At 35.5% G+C, this 18,157-nt stretch carries 22 protein-coding genes and 3 pseudogenes; 18 read left to right on the top strand and 7 right to left on the bottom strand.

Going from position 1 to position 18,157, the window contains the following annotated elements:
• Positions 1-121: 121 nt before the first annotated feature.
• Positions 122-268, bottom strand: coding sequence for a small acid-soluble spore protein P (locus tag BFA01S_RS15955; RefSeq protein ID WP_066232782.1), 147 nt, complete (start codon positions 266-268; stop codon positions 122-124).
• A gap of 165 nt (positions 269-433) precedes the next feature.
• Between BFA01S_RS15955 and BFA01S_RS15950 the strand changes: the two genes are divergently transcribed.
• Entirely contained in the window at positions 434-685 is a 252-nt protein-coding gene (locus tag BFA01S_RS15950) for a hypothetical protein (protein WP_066232780.1), read from the top strand.
• 43 nt (positions 686-728) lie between these two features.
• Here BFA01S_RS15950 and sspO read toward each other — a convergent pair whose 3' ends face one another.
• A complete protein-coding gene (gene sspO / locus BFA01S_RS15945) occupies positions 729-878 on the bottom strand; it encodes a small acid-soluble spore protein SspO (RefSeq protein ID WP_066232777.1) in 150 nt (49 codons plus the stop codon).
• A gap of 220 nt (positions 879-1,098) precedes the next feature.
• Here sspO and acnA point away from each other — a divergent pair, with 220 nt between their 5' ends.
• The 10 genes and pseudogenes from acnA to BFA01S_RS23695 all read left to right on the top strand — a co-directional run.
• Positions 1,099-3,828, top strand: a complete 2,730-nt coding sequence (acnA, locus tag BFA01S_RS15940; protein ID WP_066232775.1) for an aconitate hydratase AcnA — start codon at positions 1,099-1,101, stop codon at positions 3,826-3,828.
• A 53-nt stretch (positions 3,829-3,881) separates the two neighbouring features.
• Positions 3,882-4,091 carry a hypothetical protein gene (locus tag BFA01S_RS15935; protein ID WP_066232772.1) on the top strand — a complete coding sequence of 70 codons (210 nt, stop codon included), beginning with the start codon at positions 3,882-3,884 and terminating at the stop codon, positions 4,089-4,091.
• 189 nt (positions 4,092-4,280) lie between these two features.
• Positions 4,281-4,787 (top strand): redoxin domain-containing protein, encoded by a 507-nt coding sequence (locus tag BFA01S_RS15930; protein WP_066232769.1) that lies wholly within the window; start codon positions 4,281-4,283, stop codon positions 4,785-4,787.
• An 87-nt stretch (positions 4,788-4,874) separates the two neighbouring features.
• Positions 4,875-5,006, top strand: coding sequence for an FbpB family small basic protein (locus BFA01S_RS22045; protein ID WP_082800031.1), 132 nt, complete (start codon positions 4,875-4,877; stop codon positions 5,004-5,006).
• A gap of 60 nt (positions 5,007-5,066) precedes the next feature.
• Complete coding sequence (locus BFA01S_RS15925; protein WP_066232766.1) at positions 5,067-5,210, top strand: acid-soluble spore protein N; 144 nt, start codon at positions 5,067-5,069, stop codon at positions 5,208-5,210.
• 3 nt (positions 5,211-5,213) lie between these two features.
• On the top strand, positions 5,214-5,456 hold the full coding sequence (gene tlp / locus BFA01S_RS15920; RefSeq protein ID WP_066232763.1) for a small acid-soluble spore protein Tlp: 243 nt from the start codon (positions 5,214-5,216) through the stop codon (positions 5,454-5,456).
• A gap of 428 nt (positions 5,457-5,884) precedes the next feature.
• On the top strand, positions 5,885-6,649 hold the full coding sequence (locus tag BFA01S_RS15915; protein ID WP_066232760.1) for an alpha/beta fold hydrolase: 765 nt from the start codon (positions 5,885-5,887) through the stop codon (positions 6,647-6,649).
• Positions 6,650-7,031: 382 nt separating this feature from the next.
• Entirely contained in the window at positions 7,032-7,163 is a 132-nt protein-coding gene (locus BFA01S_RS23500) for a hypothetical protein (RefSeq protein WP_268874882.1), read from the top strand.
• 360 nt (positions 7,164-7,523) lie between these two features.
• The gene (locus tag BFA01S_RS15910) at positions 7,524-7,946 is read left to right on the top strand and encodes an acyl-CoA thioesterase (protein ID WP_066232757.1); all 423 of its coding nucleotides are present in this window, start codon (positions 7,524-7,526) and stop codon (positions 7,944-7,946) included.
• A 383-nt stretch (positions 7,947-8,329) separates the two neighbouring features.
• Positions 8,330-8,440 (top strand): annotated as a pseudogene (locus BFA01S_RS23695) (hypothetical protein); the annotation flags it as partial.
• 54 nt (positions 8,441-8,494) lie between these two features.
• On the opposite strand, the gene BFA01S_RS15905 reads toward BFA01S_RS23695, so the two are convergent.
• Complete coding sequence (locus tag BFA01S_RS15905) at positions 8,495-8,785, bottom strand: HesB/YadR/YfhF family protein (protein ID WP_066232753.1); 291 nt, start codon at positions 8,783-8,785, stop codon at positions 8,495-8,497.
• Between the two features lie 76 nt (positions 8,786-8,861).
• Positions 8,862-9,449 carry a glycerol-3-phosphate 1-O-acyltransferase PlsY gene (plsY, locus tag BFA01S_RS15900; protein WP_066232750.1) on the bottom strand — a complete coding sequence of 196 codons (588 nt, stop codon included), beginning with the start codon at positions 9,447-9,449 and terminating at the stop codon, positions 8,862-8,864.
• A 181-nt stretch (positions 9,450-9,630) separates the two neighbouring features.
• On the opposite strand from plsY, the gene BFA01S_RS15895 reads away from it, so the two are divergent.
• The 3 genes from BFA01S_RS15895 to parC all read left to right on the top strand — a co-directional run bounded on the left by BFA01S_RS15895 (position 9,631) and on the right by parC (position 14,672).
• A complete protein-coding gene (locus tag BFA01S_RS15895; RefSeq protein ID WP_066232747.1) occupies positions 9,631-10,038 on the top strand; it encodes a CoA-binding protein in 408 nt (135 codons plus the stop codon).
• A gap of 225 nt (positions 10,039-10,263) precedes the next feature.
• The gene (gene parE, locus BFA01S_RS15890) at positions 10,264-12,219 is read left to right on the top strand and encodes a DNA topoisomerase IV subunit B (RefSeq protein ID WP_066232745.1); all 1,956 of its coding nucleotides are present in this window, start codon (positions 10,264-10,266) and stop codon (positions 12,217-12,219) included.
• Between the two features lie 17 nt (positions 12,220-12,236).
• On the top strand, positions 12,237-14,672 hold the full coding sequence (gene parC, locus BFA01S_RS15885; RefSeq protein ID WP_066232743.1) for a DNA topoisomerase IV subunit A: 2,436 nt from the start codon (positions 12,237-12,239) through the stop codon (positions 14,670-14,672).
• 27 nt (positions 14,673-14,699) lie between these two features.
• On the opposite strand, the gene BFA01S_RS23495 is transcribed toward parC, so the two are convergent.
• Complete coding sequence (locus BFA01S_RS23495) at positions 14,700-14,822, bottom strand: hypothetical protein (RefSeq protein ID WP_268874880.1); 123 nt, start codon at positions 14,820-14,822, stop codon at positions 14,700-14,702.
• A gap of 20 nt (positions 14,823-14,842) precedes the next feature.
• Positions 14,843-15,190 carry a hypothetical protein gene (locus BFA01S_RS15880; RefSeq protein WP_066232739.1) on the bottom strand — a complete coding sequence of 116 codons (348 nt, stop codon included), beginning with the start codon at positions 15,188-15,190 and terminating at the stop codon, positions 14,843-14,845.
• A 196-nt stretch (positions 15,191-15,386) separates the two neighbouring features.
• Between BFA01S_RS15880 and BFA01S_RS23690 the strand changes: the two are divergent.
• The 3 genes and pseudogenes from BFA01S_RS23690 to BFA01S_RS23760 all read left to right on the top strand — a co-directional run.
• Positions 15,387-15,530 (top strand): annotated as a pseudogene (locus tag BFA01S_RS23690) (alanine:cation symporter family protein); the annotation flags it as partial.
• A 269-nt stretch (positions 15,531-15,799) separates the two neighbouring features.
• Positions 15,800-16,057 carry a hypothetical protein gene (locus BFA01S_RS23340; protein ID WP_066232736.1) on the top strand — a complete coding sequence of 86 codons (258 nt, stop codon included), beginning with the start codon at positions 15,800-15,802 and terminating at the stop codon, positions 16,055-16,057.
• Positions 15,988-16,314, top strand: a complete 327-nt coding sequence (locus tag BFA01S_RS23760) for a DUF7010 family protein (RefSeq protein ID WP_430623440.1) — start codon at positions 15,988-15,990, stop codon at positions 16,312-16,314. The genes BFA01S_RS23340 and BFA01S_RS23760 overlap by 70 nt, the downstream gene beginning before the upstream one ends.
• Positions 16,315-16,604: 290 nt before the next feature.
• Here the strand turns inward: BFA01S_RS23760 and BFA01S_RS15865 are convergent, their stop codons facing one another.
• Entirely contained in the window at positions 16,605-17,249 is a 645-nt protein-coding gene (locus tag BFA01S_RS15865) for a 2OG-Fe(II) oxygenase (RefSeq protein WP_066232787.1), read from the bottom strand.
• Between the two features lie 554 nt (positions 17,250-17,803).
• Between BFA01S_RS15865 and BFA01S_RS15860 the strand changes: the two are divergent.
• Positions 17,804-18,157, top strand: a pseudogene (locus tag BFA01S_RS15860) (hypothetical protein); the annotation flags it as partial.

The raw sequence follows: 18,157 nt of genomic DNA, 5'->3' as shown, positions 1-18,157 counted from the left end.
CCTTTATGGGCAGTTGATCTTCCACTTCACTTCCTCGAATCCTCAGAATTTTGAAGTGGGGGTCTTACTGCCCGTTAAGGCTGGGATAAAAAGAAGACCTGCCAGTAGGCAAGTCTGAATCTTACATATCATGTCCAGCGTTGTTCTTCTGTCTTGTATGATTGCGGTTTTTCACTTTTTTAGAACCGCTTAAAGGCTCAGGCTGACCCGGGTTATTTCCCTTTGGCGCGTTTTTTCTCATGTCTTTGCTGTCGTTTTTATTAACCATTATAAATCCCTCCTTTTTAAAATAGGTTGAGGATAATGACAAGAAAACATTCTTTCTTTTCAAGAATATTTTTAATAAGGCGTGAAAAGCTAAAGTGAATCTAACAATTAAGGAAAAACAATAATTGTTAGTATGTTCAAATATAAGAAAGCGGGTGTCATTCCATTGCCTTATAACAAAAATAAACAGCAATCATTTCAAGCGGCGCAGCAAGGAGCAAAGGAAGCATTTGATGTGTATGAGAATATTGTAAAAGACTCTGCTGATTATGGCAGCCAGCTTAAACATTTAAAACAGGAAGTGAATGAAGCGTACCAGCAAATTGAAAATGCGCTTGAAAATGCTTCAGAAACTCAAAGAGCAAGACTGGAACAATACCAGCGCGATCTTGAAGGAATTATAAATGAAGTAAATTAATAAAAAACGACGGGTTTGCCGTCGTTTTTTTATGTGAAACAGCTTATTGATTCTTTTTGCGCTTTTTATTATTTTGTCTTTGTGCCGCTGTCAAAGGCTCGTTTTGCATTTCTTCATTATATCCTGCACCAACGCCTTGTGCATCGGCATTATTCATTCCAGCTCTTACGTGATTTGCTCTTCGTTTTGCCATTTGAAAACACCCCCATATGCAGTATTATGGCTTTTAAATATCGACATATGTAAGTAACCTTATGTGTTATCGAAAAAAAGACAAAATTCTTGACTTTAATCAATAAATCATAGTTATTTACTTATATTAATACTTGTATTAAGATATACTGTGAGAAGTTTTAAAATGGGGAAAACTGATCCTTCGACAAGAGTCGATCTTTTTAAAGGAGGAGAACTGATTGTCTAATCAACAAAAACAAATAAAAGAAGATGTTTTTAAAGCGAGAAAAAGCTTTAATGTGAACGGAAAAACGTATAATTATTACTCATTACAAGCATTAGAAGATGCTGGTATCGGTCAAGTTTCTCGTTTACCTTATTCAATTAAAGTTCTATTGGAATCTGTCCTTCGTCAAGTTGACGGCAGAGTTATTACGAAAGAACATGTTGAAAACCTAGCTAAATGGGGAACGAACGAACAAAAAGACGTTGATGTGCCATTTAAGCCGTCACGTGTTATCTTACAGGACTTCACAGGTGTTCCAGCTGTCGTTGACTTAGCTTCATTAAGAAAAGCAATGGCTGACCTTGGTGGAAATCCTGATAAAATCAATCCTGAAATTCCAGTTGATCTTGTTGTTGACCACTCTGTACAAGTAGATAGAGCTGGTACAGCGGATGCGCTGCAATTTAATATGGAGCTTGAATTTGAGCGTAATGCAGAGCGATATAAATTCCTTAGCTGGGCACAGAAATCATTTGATAATTACCGTGCTGTACCACCGGCAACAGGTATCGTTCACCAAGTAAACTTAGAGTATTTAGCAAGTGTTGTACATGCTGTGGAAAATGAAAATGGCGAATTTGAAACATTCCCGGATTCATTAGTAGGTACGGACTCTCATACTACAATGATCAACGGTATCGGTGTATTAGGATGGGGTGTAGGTGGTATCGAAGCGGAAGCAGGAATGCTTGGACAGCCATCATATTTCCCAGTGCCTGAAGTTATCGGTGTTAAATTAACAAATGAACTGCCAAACGGAACGACAGCAACAGACTTAGCGTTAAAAGTAACACAAGTACTTCGTGCACAAGGTGTTGTTGGTAAATTCGTTGAATTCTTCGGTCCTGGTGTAGCAAAATTACCGCTTGCAGACCGCGCAACAATCGCAAACATGGCTCCTGAATACGGTGCAACTTGCGGATTCTTCCCAGTTGATGATGAATCATTATCATACATGCGCTTAACAGGACGTGACGAAGAACATATTGAAGTTGTTGCTGAATACAGCAAAGCGAACGGTCTATTCTTTACTCCGGAAAATGAAGATCCAATCTTCACAAAAGTAATTGAAATCGACTTATCAGAAATTGAAGCAAACCTTTCTGGTCCTAAACGTCCACAAGACTTAATTCCGCTTACTGCAATGAAAGAAACATTCAATGAGCAAGTAGTTGCACCAGCCGGAAACCAAGGATTTGGATTAGATTCTGACGAGATCAATAAAGAAATTACTGTTAAATTTAATGACGGTGAAGAAGTACAAATGAAAACAGGTGCGGTTGCGATTGCGGCAATTACGAGCTGTACAAATACATCAAACCCTTATGTATTAGTCGGTGCTGGTTTAGTTGCGAAAAAAGCGACTGAAAAAGGATTAACAGTTCCTAAATATGTGAAAACATCTTTAGCACCTGGTTCAAAAGTAGTAACAGGATATTTAGAAAATTCTGGACTTCTTCCGTATTTAAATGAACTTGGCTTTAACACAGTTGGTTACGGCTGTACGACTTGTATCGGTAACTCAGGTCCTTTAGCAGATGAAATTGAAGAAGCTGTTGCGAAAAACGATTTATTAATTACATCTGTTTTATCTGGTAACCGTAACTTTGAAGGACGTATCCACCCGCTTGTAAAAGGTAACTACTTAGCATCACCACCGCTTGTTGTGGCATATGCTCTTGCAGGAACGGTTAATATTGACCTTCAAAGCGATGTACTAGGGAAAGATAAAGACGGCAATGATGTGTACTTAAAAGACATCTGGCCAACAACTGATGAAGTAAATGAAGTTGTGAAACAAACAGTTACACCTGAATTATTCCGTAAAGAATATGATAAAGTATTTGATGATAATGCACGCTGGAACGAAATTGAGACAACTGACGAAGCATTATACGTATGGGACGAGCAATCAACATACATTCAAAACCCTCCATTCTTTGAAGGTTTAAGTGCTGAGCCTGGTAAGGTAGAAGCATTACAAGACCTACGTGTTATCGCGAAATTCGGTGATTCTGTAACGACTGACCATATCTCACCAGCTGGAGCAATCGGTAAAGATACTCCTGCAGGACGTTACTTACAAGAGAACGGTGTAACACCAAGAGAGTTCAACTCATATGGTTCACGCCGTGGTAACCACGAAGTAATGATGAGAGGTACATTTGCAAACATCCGTATTAGAAACCAAATCGCACCAGGTACAGAAGGCGGATTTACGACTTACTGGCCAACAGGCGAAGTAACTTCTATTTATGATGCTTGCATGAAGTACAAAGAAAATGGTACAGGCTTAGTTGTATTCGCAGGACAGGATTACGGTATGGGAAGCTCTCGTGACTGGGCAGCGAAAGGTCCGAACCTTTTAGGTGTTAAAACAGTTATCGCTGAAAGCTTCGAGCGTATCCACCGCAGTAACTTAGTGTTAATGGGTGTTCTTCCACTTCAATTCAAAGACGGCGAAAATGCAGAAACATTAGGTTTAACTGGTAAAGAAACAGTTTCAGTTGAAATTGATGAAACAGTAAAACCACGTGATTTTGTTAAAGTAACAGCTGTTGATGAAAACGGAACGAAGAAAGAATTCGAAGTATTAGTTCGTTTTGACAGTGAAGTTGAAATTGACTACTACCGTCATGGCGGGATTTTACAAATGGTATTACGCGATAAATTAAAAGGATAAGCTGCTTATCTTCTTAATAAAAGACCTTTTGCTTAACAGGCAAGAGGTCTTTTTTGTTTTTATGGCATAAAATGATAGATGGAAGCAATATAATGATTGAACTCTTTTTAAACGGGTATACAATATTCGACAAAATATTTAAAAGCAGACAGGAAAAAGGTGGTTATCTATATGAAAAATTATACAAAAAGAGTGAAAGCTTACTGCCCGAAAATAGAGAATATGGTATGCCAGGAGTTCAGCTGTACAATTCGAAACAATAAGCTTGACGTTCTCACGACCTGTACAGGGATAAGAGCAAGTTGCAATGAATGTTTTATAGTGAAAATGTATAATGAAAAGTAAACACTGTTCATATCGATAATCCCTTTTTAACAATTAGACAAATCTTATCCGTTGTTCTTTTCAGCTTTCCATGATTAAATGAAAATAAGTAGCAGAGGAGGTACATAATGAAAAAGATTCTTGCGATCGGTCTTCTTATTTTTTTAGTCGGATATGCTGTTTGGAGCTTTGTTAGTCCGAAAGAACCGAAAGTTGCGGCAGAGCTTGGCAGTAAAGCACCTGATTTTGAATTAGAAACATTGGATGGAAAAACAGTTAACTTATCTGATTTTGAAGGGAAAAAAGTATTTCTTAACTTCTGGGGAACATGGTGTGGACCATGTAAGGAAGAGATGCCTGATATGGAAAAAATTCATAAAATATATGGCAATGATGTTGTTATTTTAGCTGTTAATAAAACGAGCCGTGAGAAAAACCTTAATACTGTTAATCAGTTCATTAATAAATATAATCTTACGTTCCCGATTGCGCTTGATAAAGAAGATAATGTTAACACTCAATATGAAGTGATAGGCTTGCCGACATCTTATTTTATTGACGAGAAAGGAATTATTACAAACGTCCGCATTGGCGGGGTATCATATGAACAAATGGAATTATTTGCGAAAGAATAAATCGAGAGCCTTCCTTATAAGGCTTTTTTTGTTTATATTGACTCCTGATTGGTAATGCTGAAATTAATTGTGTGGAGGAGTGAAGAGATGAGAAAATTTGAGAAAAAAACATTTGAAGAACTCGTTTTAGAAAATAAAAAAGCACTTTTAGAGGATGAGGAAGCGATGAACCGGATTGAGGAGCGGATGGAACGTCGGCTGCTTAAAAAATTGGACTAATTTAGCTAGTAATAAGCCTTTCTTTTCGGGGTAACCTATTTAACTGAGGAGGCGATATTAATGGCAAATCAACATAATAGACGTGCCCAATTTAATCCTAACCATATGGGGACGCAACCAAGAGGATTTGGCGGCAATAACGGAAAGAAAATGCAGGATAAATCAGGAAAACATGCACAAGTAATCCAAACAAAGGGGGAATAAGTAATGAACAATAATAATAAACCAAACCCTGATGACCGCTCTGATAACGTAGAAAAGCTTCAGGATATGGTACAAAACACAATTGAAAACATCGAAAAAGCTCATGAAACGATGGAATTTGCAAGCGAGGAAGAGCGTGGAAGAATCGAAGCAAAAAACCATCGCCGTGAAGAAAGCATTGACGCAATGCGCAATGAAATCCGCGATGAGGCTGCAGCCCGTGAAAATGGATACCGAAACGAATAAATCAGGCTTATGCTTGATTTAAATAAACGATTAACAACTTTCTAATAATATTTATTTCGAATTTCTAAACTAGAGGATGTTTTCTAAGAAGTCGTTTAGCTTTTTGGAAGCATCCTTTTTCATTTTATTTGTAATATATGTAGCCCCTCATTGTTATTTTTAGATCCTCATATCCAACCCGTTCATTAGTTTTTTACCAAGGTATAATCCTTATTTATATACAGTCTTAAGAAACTTCGAAATTTCACTTACTTCAAAGTACCCTTCTTGAATACTCTCATTTTCAATGCTCAATAGATGATTATAAACAGTGTCTATAATATATAATTTATAGTTGTGAACTAAATTATATAAAATAAATGAAACCAGCAGCTTATTACATACGTAAACAAAGTTAAAATGATGGAAATAAAGCGAGGTGTCACGTATTGAAAATAGAGAAGTATAAAATGGAAACATCAAAAGGAAAGCTACAATATAATATTAGTGGAAAAGGCAAACCACATATAGTCTTAATTAATGGAGGTTCTGGGCCGATAGAAGGCTGGATGAAAATCCTTCCGGAAATTTCGGAATCATCATCAGTATTTTCCTATAATCGTTTTGGTGTTACTGGCAGTGATAAACCTAAAGAACCCCAAGATGGAATAACGATTGTTGAAACTTTACGTGAAGCATTAACAATAGCGGGATTCGAACCTCCATTTTTACTAGTTGGACATTCACTAGGCGGCTTATATGCAAATTTATATGCACGGCTCTACCCAAATGAAGCAGCAGGAATTGTTTTTTTAGAATCCAGCCATCCGAAAGATACAAGCCTTAATGAATATCAAGGTAATACAGTAAAAACAATTAATAAGATATTCACAATGTTAGATTCCTTGTTTCCGCATAAACAATTTAATGAAGTTAATTTTGTGAAAAAAACTGTGAATCAAATTCATGAAATAGATACTTTTCCCGAAATACCTGTATTTGTCATTACTGGTGGAAAAGAAAATCGAATGATGCCAGAGGAAGTTCGAAAAAAACGGATAGAACATCAGTTAGAATTACTTTCACTATCAAAAAACAGCAAACATATTATCGCTGAAAAAAGCGGGCATTTTCCACAATTATCAGAGCCAACAGTTGTTATTGGCGCTATTAAAGATTGTGTAGAACAAATATGCACAGCAAATTATAATTAATAAATATAAGGTTATTTATATAGAAGAAAGAAGAATAATCTTATAAGATAAGCTTCATCTCCTTGGGGAGGACGATCTTTCAAGTTAACATGCTATAGAATTAGAAGAAACTGAAGACATTGTTAATTTAGAAAATATAAAAGACTGAAAGAATTCCTAATTAATATCATTTTAAAATACAAACCAGAGTATCATAGAAAAAATTGTTTAAATAATTTTATTATGTAAACAAAAATGTAAACAGCATCCTACGGGGTGTTTTTATTTTATAAAAATTTCTTTCTTTATCCGATCTTAAGAAAACAGGGAGGAAGAAATTTTGCATGAAAAACAGCTAGGACGATTAATAAAGTTAAAAGAAGCAATAGAAGAAAACCTATAAATGACGTACAAATCCGAACAATATTTACTTGAAGAAATTGGTAAATTAAGTGTTGAACACAAAGCTATTGTAAAAGAGGATTTTTCTAATAAAGATGCGATTAAAGCAATAGAAAGCCATCTTAAGTTTTAAAAAAACGAGTTGGAATACTTTGTATCTCATAAAATAAATTATGAGAATACACTAAAAAAGCACAGTTACATAAAAACTATGAGATAGAAAAATTATATAGAAAAAATAGCGTTTCAGGCTAGTTTGCTTGAACTTGATCAAGGCATGAAAAATTGTAAGACTGACAAAAAGAAAGATTGGTTATTATGGCACATACACAAATAATGTCCATAAGTGAATAAATCTATTCCTTTTATATCATCATATAAACTTCTAGATGCATTTTAATATGAAAGTCTTCGAATAGTGAATGAATTACTCTATGCCTAGTTTATTTTATTGTATAATATAGAAAAGGTATAAATGAAAGGGAGAAAAACGATGCATATTTCAAAAAAAGAAATTGAAGTCCGTTACGCAGAAACAGATCAAATGGGTGTCGTTTACCATGCTAATTATTTAATTTGGATGGAAGTAGGAAGAACAGGTCTTATTAAGGACTTAGGCTTTTCCTATGCGGAGATGGAGAAAGAAGGTATCATTTCTCCAGTTGTTGATTTGTCTATTTCTTATAAAAAACCTTTACATTACGGGGAAACGGCAACGATACATACATGGATCGAAGAATATAACGGGATACGGATACGTTATGGATATGAAATATATAATCCAGATGGTGAACTATCTGTTCAGGCGGAATCATTACATGTATGTGTAAAGAAAGAAACATTTAAACCGATTCAAATAAAAAAGTTTTTCCCTGATTGGCATGAAACTTATGAAAAAGAAAAGAAAATTAAATGAAGAAGCAGATTATTCTGTTTTTTTTCATTTAATCACATTATATATAGCATAAAAAATATTAATTTTCTATAAAATAAAACAATATACAAAACATACAACAAAAAACAACCTAATTACATGAAAAAATCAATCATCTATATCATTATTGTCACCCTTTTTCTTACTTCTGCCCCAACAGTTTACTCAAAAAATATAAATGAAACAGATACATAATTATGCGAAACGACAAATTTTTCATTAATAAGAAGTATAAGTGAATCGATAGATAGAGTGATTAATAAAATTTATAAGGGTTCATCTAAAGATATTTCATGGACGGCTTATGATACGGAAATTTTGAAAATAAAACAAGTTTATGACATTGTCGGGGCGTAAAAGTATATTCTTATTATGGTTTACATAATAGTTATGGGATCGATGAGATTATGATTAGGGTCAGCGACAGAAATGAGCTCATTAAGTTTAAACATTTAAAGACATATCCTGCAAACTAGTATTAATAATAAAAAAGCCTGTCCAAAATAAATTATTTTGCGACAGGCTTTTTATTATTTTTCGTAATGAAATTCCGGTTCCCCAAGTTTTTCATCATATTTAACAATTAAATTATTGTCTTCAAAATACCATAGATCATGGTCGTCGATATAAAAAGTAATATCTTCTTTTACAGTACTTACACCAATTGCATTTGGAGCATCCAGTTTAACACCTAGTGAGAACCCTTTTTGAACAGTGCTGCATCCGCCATATCGGACGAAAAAGCGGACAAAAGCTCCCTTTTCCAAGTCAAGTTCATCTTTGTACCAGGCTACAGCTTCGTCATGAACGATAAGTTCCATATCATGCACTCCTCTCTTATATGCCAATTATAATATAACTTGCACAGTGTTTCTAATTTTAAGTTTCTCTATTCTTTTAAAGCCATTTTACTTTTGGCTCTGTTTTATCCATAATTCGTTTAATATTTGAACGATGTCTGTAAATAACGAAAAGAGTTAAAGCTGAGACAACTAAAATAAGAGGCACATCTTTTGTAAATAAGCTGAATATAACGCTGTATACACCTGCAAGCATGGAAGAAAGAGAAACCATTTTGCAAAGATAAAGGACTAAGAAAAAGAAAGCAATCATCGTTATAAATAAAAGCGGACTGTAAAAAAGCAGTACCCCAGCAGAAGTAGCAACCGCTTTTCCACCTTTAAATTTAGCGAAAACAGGGTATGTATGACCTAGAACAGCAACAATTCCAACGAGAAGAGGATGCAGCACATCGGTTTGTCCAAATAGAACTGGCAATGAAGCAGCTAATGTTCCTTTTAAAATATCGGCACTTGTCACGATTAATCCCGCTTTAATGCCTAAAGTACGAAATGTATTCGTTCCTCCTAAATTGCCGCTTCCGTGCTCTCTAATATCAATACCATAACCAACTTTCCCAACGATCAATCCGGACGGTATCGATCCGAGTAAATATGCTAGTACAAAAATGATGACAATAATCATTTCAATCTCCTTTTATTAAATGAATGGTTTACTAAACAAGTTATATTTTATCATGTTAGTAAAAGCATATGCTATATAAGAATAAAATTTTAACGATCTACTCATTTTAATGATAAATGGTGTAAATAATTTGTAAACATCCTTTATCATTGCTACAATAAAGGAAAAGGAGCGATGGACAATGGAATATCCGACAAGAGCCGAGCTAGGAGAAATTTTAAAAAACAGCAAGAGAATTGCAGTCGTTGGTTTATCCGATAAGCCAAATCGAACATCTTATATGGTTAGTGAAGCGATGCAAAATGCAGGATATGAAATTATTCCTGTCAATCCGACTATTGAAGAAGCACTCGGTGTGAAAGCTGTAGCATCATTAAAGGAAATTGAAGGTCCAGTTGATATTGTAAATGTTTTCAGACGTTCAGAACAGCTGTTAGAAGTTGCTGAAGAGTTTTTAACGATTGATTGTCCAGTTTTTTGGGCACAATTAGGACTGGAAAATAAAGAAGCGTATGATTTATTAAAAAGTAAAGGCAAGACAGTCATTATGGACCGCTGTATAAAAGTGGAACATGCTTTGACGAAGTAATTATCTTTTACGAAGTCGGAAAATCCTTGACACTACAAGGGTTTTTTATTTTCTAAAAATATAAACAACTTGCGAAAAATGAATTACCATATACAATTAAGCATGAACCTTTTACTCAATTTGAATAAAACTGTTGCCGAATCTGTCTATTTTAGATAGAATACAAACATACGTTCTTTTTGTCCGTAAATGATATGATGGCTTCAGTGAAAGGGGTATTTTTCTTTGGGAAAACCACAGCAATTTGATTATAACGATGATGCAATTCAGGTCTTAGAGGGACTTGAAGCGGTTAGAAAGCGTCCTGGAATGTATATCGGCAGTACGGATACTAGAGGTCTTCATCATCTTGTGTATGAGATCCTTGATAACTCTGTCGATGAAGTATTAGCTGGACATGGCGATCACATCATCGTGAAAATACATAAAGATAACAGTATCTCTGTTGTAGATAAAGGACGGGGTATGCCGACTGGTATGCATAAATTAGGAAAGCCTACAGCCGAAGTCATTCTGACGGTTCTTCATGCCGGAGGAAAATTTGGACAAGGCGGGTATAAAACGAGCGGTGGTCTGCATGGTGTAGGTGCATCTGTCGTAAATGCTCTATCTGAATGGCTCGTCGTCACGATTTACCGGGGCGGCTTTACATATGAACAGCGCTTTGAAAATGGTGGAAAACCTGTCACAACCCTTGAGAAAAAAGGAAAAACAAACCGTACAGGAACGACGATCCATTTTAAACCGGATAAAGAAATATTCAGTACGACAACATATAATTTTGAAACATTAAGCGAGCGTTTACGCGAATCTGCTTTTCTTTTAAAAGGATTAAAAATCGAATTAATCGATGAACGTAATGATGTTCGGGAATTGTATCATTATGAAACAGGTATTGAAGCATTTGTACAGTATTTAAATGAAGAAAAAGATTCTCTTCATCCAGTTGTTTCTTTTGAAGGCGAACAGAACGGGATAGAAGTGGAGTTTGCTTTTCAGTTTAACGACGGGTATTCTGAAAACATTCTTTCCTTCGTTAATAATGTTCGTACAAAAGACGGCGGAACACATGAAGCCGGCTCTAAAACAGCAATGACAAGAGCCTTTAACGAATATGCAAGGAAATCTAATCTATTAAAAGAAAAAGATAAGAACCTGGAAGGTACAGATATTCGTGAAGGTTTATCAGCGATTATTTCTGTAAGAATTCCTGAAGAACTGCTTCAATTCGAAGGACAGACGAAAAGCAAGCTTGGGACAAGTGAAGCAAGATCTATCGTTGACGCAGTCTTAACAGAAAATCTCGCTTACTTCTTTGAAGAAAACCCGGACATAAGCACATTGCTTGTAAAAAAAGCAATTAAAGCATTCCAAGCGAGAGAAGCAGCAAGGAAGGCTCGGGAAGAGGCTAGAAGCGGGAAAAAGAGAAAGCGTTCAGAAACATCCCTTAGCGGAAAGTTAACGCCAGCACAGTCACGTAACCCGCTTAAAAACGAATTATACTTAGTCGAAGGGGATTCAGCCGGCGGATCAGCGAAACAAGGACGGGACCGCCGCTTCCAAGCTGTTCTTCCGCTTCGAGGAAAAGTAATTAATACAGAAAAAGCAAAGCTTGCCGATATTTTAAAAAATGAGGAAATCAACACGATCATTCACGCGATTGGCGGGGATGTCGGTACTGAGTTTACTGTAGATGATATTAACTATGATAAAGTAATCATTATGACAGATGCTGATACGGACGGTGCACATATACAAGTACTGCTGCTGACGTTCTTTTACCGTTATATGAAGCCGTTAATCGAAGCGGGGAAAGTATTTATCGCCCTGCCTCCTTTATACAAGGTAAGTAAAGGAACTGGAAAGAATGAAATAATTGAATATGCCTGGTCTGATGAGGAATTAAAAGGCGCAACAGCTAAAGTAGGAAAAGGCTATATGATTCAGCGTTATAAAGGACTTGGAGAAATGAATGCTGATCAATTATGGGAAACGACAATGAATCCTGAAACAAGAACACTGATAAGAGTGAAAATTGATGATATTGCACGTGCAGAAAGACGTGTTACAACATTAATGGGAGATAAAGTAGAGCCGCGCAGAAAATGGATAGAAAATAATGTTGCATTCGGGCTTGATGATGAAACGAATATTTTAGAAAATGAACATTTGTCGGTCTAAAGAGAGGGGTATAACTTTTGGGAGAACATGTAGAAAAATTTCGTGAACTGCCTCTTGAAGATGTGCTTGGTGACCGTTTCGGACGCTACAGCAAGTACATTATTCAAGACCGTGCACTGCCTGATGCACGTGACGGTCTAAAACCCGTACAAAGAAGAATATTGTATGCAATGTATGTGGAAGGCAATACGAATGAAAAAGGCTACCGAAAATCAGCAAAAACAGTCGGGAATGTAATCGGTAACTATCATCCACACGGGGATACATCTGTATATGAAGCAATGGTGCGAATGAGCCAGGATTGGAAAGTGCGCAATGTGCTTATTCAAATGCATGGAAATAACGGAAGCATTGACGGTGACCCTCCTGCAGCGATGCGTTATACAGAGGCAAGATTATCAGCAATTGCTTCAGAGCTTTTGCAAGATATTGATAAAGAAACCGTCGAATTCGTTTCAAACTTTGATGATACGAGTATGGAACCGCTCGTTTTGCCGGCAATGTTTCCGAACCTGCTCGTAAACGGTTCAACTGGTATATCAGCAGGTTATGCAACGGAAATCCCACCGCATCATTTAGGCGAAGTAATTGATGCAGTTATTAAACGAATCGATAAACCGTCCTGTACTGTAGATGAATTAATGAAGTTCGTCAGCGGTCCTGATTTTCCGACTGGAGGAATTATTCAAGGTGTGGACGGTATTAAAAAGGCATATGAAACAGGTAAAGGCCGTATTATTATCCGAGGAAAAGCAGAGATCGAAAATATCCGTGGCGGCAAACAACAAATTGTCATCACAGAAATTCCATTTGAAGTAAATAAAGCAAATTTAGTGAAACGAATGGATGAGTTCCGCTTAGAACGAAAAGTCGAGGGAATTGCGGAAGTGCGTGATGAAACAGACCGTACCGGCTTACGCATCGTCGTTGAGCTGAAAAAAGATGCTCATGCTGAAGGTGTCCTGCATTATTTATATAAAAATAGTGATTTACAAATCCCATATAATTTCAATATGGTTGCTATTTATAATCGCCGACCGAAATTAATGAGCCTGACGAATATTTTAGATGCTTATATTGACCATCAAAAGCAGGTTGTCACGAACCGTTCTAATTATGAGCTTAGAAAAGCACGTGAGCGTGAACATATTGTAGAAGGTTTGATGAAAGCATTATCGATTCTTGATGAGGTTATCGCGACAATCCGTGCGTCTAAAGATAAAAGAAATGCAAAAGACAATTTGATCGCGCAATATGCTTTTACAGATCCTCAGGCGGAAGCAATCGTTTCCCTGCAGCTTTACCGTTTAACGAATACAGATATTACAGCATTGCAGAAGGAAGCAGCAGAGCTTGAGAAAAAGATAAATGAATTAACCGCTATTTTAAGCGATGAAAAAGTATTATTCCAAGTAATAAAAACAGATTTAAGGAAAATAAAGAAAACATATGCGGATGAGCGTAGAACAAAGATTGAAGCGGAAATTGAAGAAATAAAAATCAATCTTGAAGTAATGATCGCCTCTGAAGATGTCATTGTTACTGTCACGAAAGACGGTTATGTGAAACGGACAAGCCAGAGATCCTTTGCCGCATCAAACGGACAGGATTTCGGAATGAAGGAAACCGACAGGCTGCTTACCCAATATGAGATGAATACGACCGATGTGCTGCTGCTATTTACGAACAAAGGAAATTATTTATACTGCCCGGTTCACGAACTTCCTGATATACGATGGAAAGAGCTTGGCCAGCATATTGCAAACATCATTCCTCTTGAACGGAATGAATCGATCATAACAGCTGTACCGGTAAAAGATTTTACGGAAGAAGCATTCCTCGTTTTTGTAACGAAAAATGGGATGATAAAAAAATCAGAATTAAAATTGTATAAAGCACAGAGATATTCAAAGCCTCTCGTTGCGATTAACGTAAAAAACGATGATGAACTAGTTAATGTTCATAAAACAAGCGGCACTGATCATATTTTCCTTTTCACTCACGGAGGCTATGCTCTTTTATTCTCAGAAGAAGAAGTAAGCCCAATCGGTCCAAGGGCTGCAGGTGTGAAAGGAATTAACTTAAAGCCAGATGATTATGTCATAAGCGGTAAAATCATCGCAAAAGATGAACAAAAAGCAACGATAGTAATTGCTACACAGCGCGGTGCCGTCAAAAGAATGGCACTCCATGAATTTGAAAAATCATCACGGGCTAACCGTGGTCTCGTCATATTAAGAGAATTAAAATCGAACCCGCATCGGATAGTTGGAGCGGAGATTGCTAATAACCAGTCAGCCTTTTTCCTGGAAACAAAAAAGGGAGATATTCAGCAGGTAGACGTTTCTACATTAAGAAACAGCGACCGCTACAGTAACGGCTCCTTCGTTATTGATGAACAAAAATCAGGACAAGTAATAAATACCTGGCTGCTTAATAAAAAAGAGGACTGATCCGTTTTCGGATCTAGTCCTCTTTTGTTATTTCTTGTTATTAAAATAGTCAGTTACCGCATTAAAAATCTCAATTCCCTGATACATAAACAAGCTAATCGCTGAAAACGAAAAAAATACAACAGGAATTAATCTTAACCAGAACATCATATGAACAACCTCCTAAATTATCATTTTAAAGTTAAGGTAAATGATAATTTAGAAAAATAGGATGACTGGTAATATACAGAGTAAAGGAAATGCTTTAACATGCGTCTTATATTGGATGAACATAAGAGCGTCGTAAAGAAGACCATCAGTACTAAATTTATTAGCACCTTACTCTGAAGCACCCCGCTTAAGTCCAGATGCTTTCCTTTTTGCTCTTCAGCATGAACAGAAGCTGACGCAGTATTATCTTCGAGAACAAATTTCCCGTGACTAACTGCTTTCATTGAGTGGGGAATCGAAGCAATATTGAAACTAATCATGATGGCAAAAAACATCATTAACGATTTAAATAAAACAGGACGTTTCAATCGATCACCCCTTTCTTCATGAATATTTCTATTTTAAACCAATATTTCTATTTTGAAAAGAGAGTTGTTTGTCGATATTACCCGTTTCTTTCTAATCTTAAAACCTATTACACTGAAATATTAGTATGTAAATGCTTTTATTTTTAGGAAGGAGTAAACATCAATGAAATTTTTATAAAGCTTTACTTCATTTGGAAACACGCTGCTATGGTCTCATTTACTTATCTATCTTCTTATCGGTCTCGGCTTATATTTTACTTTTCGTTCAGGCTTTGTTCAATTTCGTTATTTTGGAGAAACGTTCCGCTTATTAGCCGACCGCAATTCAAGTAAGAAGAAAGGGTATTGGCTTTATAAAGATAAAATTAAGTGACTTTATTCTCTTTATACAAAGTAGGTGTTTTAAGCTCATTCTTTACAGAGGTCGTATCATGTAGCTTTGAAATAAAGTTCGATCATTTATAAAAAGTCTGATCGTTTATAATAAAGTTTGATCAAAAATCCTTTGATACACAGGATTTTTTTCCGAATGAACTAAACCTAATACTAATGTAGGCTGATATGCGGTTGTAATGAACACATATTTAGGTTGAAAGGAGGATTTTATTTATGACACAAACATCAAAAACTATTCCTGGTGCCGCAGTACGCGGAACGGCATCTGGTGTATTTTTTATGGCGTTTTTCGGTACCCTATGGGCGTACACAGGAATTATGGGATTGCAAGGATCGGGAGTTCCATTATTGTTAGTTATGGCTTTTGCCATAGGTATAGCACTGTTCATCGGCGGTGATTCATTAATACGCGCTTCGCGAGAATTGCTGTCAGTAACGTTACTCGTCACTCTGAACTTATACCTGTCGTAGTAGCTATTATTGTCGGTGTTCATTTTCTCCCATTGGCTCCTCTTTTCCAAGTCAGACTCTATTATTTTACAGGCGCACTCCTTTGTTTACTTGCTATTATTACATGGCTATTTGTACCTGCAAAAATCACACTGGGCGAACATCAGATCAATACATTTATGTCTGTAGTAGGCTTTGGCTCTGCCCTGATCTTGTGGGGAACTGGTCTTGCAATATGGCTAATGGGTAGAAGATTGCTAGGTATCATCCCAAAATAAAGAACATAAAAGTGAGATAGGACTTTACATCGAAAAAATAGTTTATTGTACAATAAAATAAAAAGCAGAGTTACTTTCTTATTCAGCTAACGGGCGCGTTTGTTGAACAAGAAGTAAAAGGGTGGTACATATTATACATGACTAATATGTATCACCCTTTATTTTTTATGATTTTTTACAATTTAGGTCTTGATAATATACGATATCCGCGTTTTGTCGGCAGGACCCCTACAATGACTTTTGAGAGGATGTATCCGTCTTGGAACGAAAGAATTCAAGTGAAAAATATACTATTTTTGTCTTCTCATCCATTGTGTTGCAACCCATTTTTCACCAGTTATAACTGGCGCTCCACCATGTAAAGTTAGTTCGTTTATGTTTTGATCGTTATAGAAATATTCGAAATAAACAGCCATTCCTTTTTGTGGGGATACTGAAAAATTTAGTTTAGGAAAAAAAGTTTCTCCCCCATGTTCCACATCATTTAAGTACATGACGATTGTGCTAATTCTATTATTTGTTATTGCTTTACTTGAAGATGTAAAAAAATCAAAATGAGCTTTATACTCTTGACCAGGAGTATATTTAAGAATTTGAATACCCTCTCCATGTTCAATGGGTATATTCATAATAGATGATATTCTTTTTTCAATTTTGGTAATGATGTCATTTTCATTTTCTTGAAAATACATACTACTACTTGTTCTTATCTCATTTACTTCATGTGTAGCTCCAATTTTGGAACGATTCATTTTGTCTTTTGACAATCTAATTAGTTCGTCACATTCTTCGTCACTCAAAACATTTCCTAAAATTACTATTAGTGGTTCTTCTAATCTAGCCATTATATTAATTTCTCTATCTTCCGTTTTGATTTTATTTCCAATGTGATTAAAAATAGTTTGTTCTTTACTAATTGATTTTTTCTTATCCATTGTCAACTTTCATCACCTCTTAAGAGATTTAATTTTCAGAATAGCTACTTTATATTGCTTTGTTTCTGTAAGCGATTATCTATAATAATTATATCATGAACCTTCCGTTATATAACATTCAGCTAAACCAGCTAATAGAAACTAATGTGTTATTCCATTATAGGACGCTATTCTTGAATAAAACTTAGATTTTTAAACAACTTTATTGTTATATTTTTTAATGTAGTGAAGTATATTATATCCAAAATTAAATAACGTAATTGACATTTACTACTTAAAATGTCAATTATCTTAACTAGAACTGATGTTGCTTTTTAAAAAAAGATTGGTAATTTATAACAAAGTTCGATCGTTTTAAAAAAAGATTGATAATTATTAATAAAATATGATAAAAAATCTTGTTTAATCAGGTGTTCTTATTTTACTAACGAACAGATTAATTTAGGAATGATTCGATGGAATTAATTGAAAAATTTGGTATTTTATTATATCATAATACATAGCAAATCTATGTATATAGAAAATCCATATTTTGTAGGGATGGAGGAAATTGAATGACAAAGAAAATGGTGATAATCAGTAGTATAATGTTAGTTATTGTCAGCATGTCAGTCATAGTTATCATTGTAACTTTACCTATAATACAGTCATTTATAGATTATAATGCTGTTGAAGAAGAGGTAAAAAGTGCAAATAGGGATGAAATTCTACAATTTATGGAGGACATGGAGAAAGGAATAGAGAAAGAAATCACAGTAGCTAGACAATTTTATGGAGGAAAATCTTCTTTAGCGAGTAATGCACCTGAAGAGCCAAAAGGCTGGGTCATTTATCATTTAAAATCTTTTTATGATGAAGCAACTAAAGAAAGTTGGATAGAAGTTACGCCTGATCTTAGCCGTTTTAAA

Source organism: Metabacillus fastidiosus NBRC 101226 (assembly GCF_001591625.1).
Lineage (GTDB): Bacteria > Bacillota > Bacilli > Bacillales > Bacillaceae > Metabacillus > Metabacillus fastidiosus.
The sequence above is the reverse complement of the archived record's forward strand: the minus strand, read 5'-3'. Positions and strand labels throughout refer to the sequence as shown.

Bases quoted from the DNA above. Each gene is read 5' to 3' on its own strand.
- BFA01S_RS15955 (WP_066232782.1), bottom strand. From the start codon at position 268: ATGGTTAATAAAAACGACAGCAAAGACATGAGAAAAAACGCGCCAAAG.
- sspO (WP_066232777.1), bottom strand. From the start codon at position 878: ATGGCAAAACGAAGAGCAAATCACGTAAGAGCTGGAATGAATAATGCC.
- BFA01S_RS15930 (WP_066232769.1), top strand. From the start codon at position 4,281: ATGAAAAAGATTCTTGCGATCGGTCTTCTTATTTTTTTAGTCGGATAT.
- BFA01S_RS22045 (WP_082800031.1), top strand. From the start codon at position 4,875: ATGAGAAAATTTGAGAAAAAAACATTTGAAGAACTCGTTTTAGAAAAT.
- BFA01S_RS15925 (WP_066232766.1), top strand. From the start codon at position 5,067: ATGGCAAATCAACATAATAGACGTGCCCAATTTAATCCTAACCATATG.
- tlp (WP_066232763.1), top strand. From the start codon at position 5,214: ATGAACAATAATAATAAACCAAACCCTGATGACCGCTCTGATAACGTA.
- BFA01S_RS23500 (WP_268874882.1), top strand. From the start codon at position 7,032: ATGACGTACAAATCCGAACAATATTTACTTGAAGAAATTGGTAAATTA.
- BFA01S_RS15910 (WP_066232757.1), top strand. From the start codon at position 7,524: ATGCATATTTCAAAAAAAGAAATTGAAGTCCGTTACGCAGAAACAGAT.
- BFA01S_RS15905 (WP_066232753.1), bottom strand. From the start codon at position 8,785: ATGGAACTTATCGTTCATGACGAAGCTGTAGCCTGGTACAAAGATGAA.
- plsY (WP_066232750.1), bottom strand. From the start codon at position 9,449: ATGATTATTGTCATCATTTTTGTACTAGCATATTTACTCGGATCGATA.
- BFA01S_RS15895 (WP_066232747.1), top strand. From the start codon at position 9,631: ATGGAATATCCGACAAGAGCCGAGCTAGGAGAAATTTTAAAAAACAGC.
- BFA01S_RS23495 (WP_268874880.1), bottom strand. From the start codon at position 14,822: ATGATGTTCTGGTTAAGATTAATTCCTGTTGTATTTTTTTCGTTTTCA.
- BFA01S_RS23340 (WP_066232736.1), top strand. From the start codon at position 15,800: ATGACACAAACATCAAAAACTATTCCTGGTGCCGCAGTACGCGGAACG.
- BFA01S_RS15865 (WP_066232787.1), bottom strand. From the start codon at position 17,249: ATGGATAAGAAAAAATCAATTAGTAAAGAACAAACTATTTTTAATCAC.